At 71.6% G+C, this 1,153-nt stretch carries 1 protein-coding gene and 1 pseudogene; both read right to left on the bottom strand.

What is annotated here, in order from left to right; translation table 11 throughout:
* Window positions 1-770: protein kinase (locus tag ABZ281_RS50105; protein ID WP_356665578.1), on the bottom strand; the 770-nt coding region annotated here is incomplete at its 3' end.
* A gap of 123 nt (window positions 771-893) precedes the next feature.
* Window positions 894-1,153 (bottom strand): annotated as a pseudogene (locus ABZ281_RS50100) (serine/threonine protein kinase); the annotation flags it as partial.

Here is a 1,153-nt window from a genome sequence, read left to right as displayed (position 1 = left end):
GCGCCGCCGACGTCACCGCCCGGCCCGGAACCCCCCGGACCGCCGACGCCACGGGCCGTCCCGGCACCGCCGCCCGGCGGCCCCGGCTCCGGCCCGGACTCCTCGAAGGGCGTTTCGGGAACCGGGTCGTACCCGCAGAGCGCCTCTTCCGCCGCGCCCACCGCGAGGCCGGTCAGCATCACGCGGCCGTCGTCGCAGACGAGCACCGTCCGCGAGGTGATGTTCCGGTGCACCCAGCCGTGCGCGTGCAGCACCCGAAGGGCCATCAGGACGTCGGAGGCCACCTCGGCCGCGCGGTACGGCGTCAGCGGCTTCTCGGCGAGCAGGGCGGCCAGCGGGCGCGCGGCCACCAGCTCACTGACGATCCACAGCGAACCGCCCTCGGCGAACACGTCGAAGACCTGGTCGAGTCGGGGGTGGTCGGGAATGGCCGCTGCGGCCTGCGCCGCCTCCACCGCACGTCGCACCACCGGATCCGCGGGCCGTCGGGTACCGGCACGGGTGCCCGCCCGGCCGCCGGACCGCCGGGCACCACCGTCACGTGCCGTGAAACCGTCGGGCAGCCCCTCCGCGTCGAGGACCTCCGCCTCGACGACCTCGGGCAACGGCACCTGCCGGACCAGGACTTCCTGTCCGCTGTAGGTGTCGAAGGCCCGGGTCTCGGTCAGTTCGTACTCGTCGGACGGCGGCAGTGGCAGGCGGTAGCGGTCGGCCAGCACCCGACCCGCGTAGTCGTCCACGTTGCCTCCCCCGGCAGCCCGGTCGGTCACATCCGTTCGCCCCGCGGTCCGCTTCGGCTGCGCACGGTCCGCAAACATTTACGATACGTGCCGCAGGCAACCCGCAATGCGGGGATGCCAGATCTCACTCCCCAATCCCGGGGCGCCCCATGCTCAGGACTTGGGTTCGAAGGTCTGCGTGAGCGTCCGCCACGTCTCCTTGCGCAAGTCGCCGCCCCAGCCTGCCGCCTTGGCCGTGTACATGAGCGCGTACCCGTACGTGCCGTCGACCACGAAACCCCGGTCGATGGTCCGGTACTTGGTGCCGCCCTCCGTATAGGTGAACTCCCAGTCGGCGGTGTTCCAGCCGCGGTAGTCCACCTTCTCAATACGGATCTTCTTGTACTGCGCGCGCACCATGTAGCGCTCCTGGT

The sequence above is a fragment of the Streptomyces sp. NPDC006265 genome, assembly GCF_040613555.1.
GTDB lineage: Bacteria > Actinomycetota > Actinomycetes > Streptomycetales > Streptomycetaceae > Streptomyces.
Note: the sequence above shows the minus strand (reverse complement) of the source record. Positions and strands in the feature narration are given on the sequence as shown.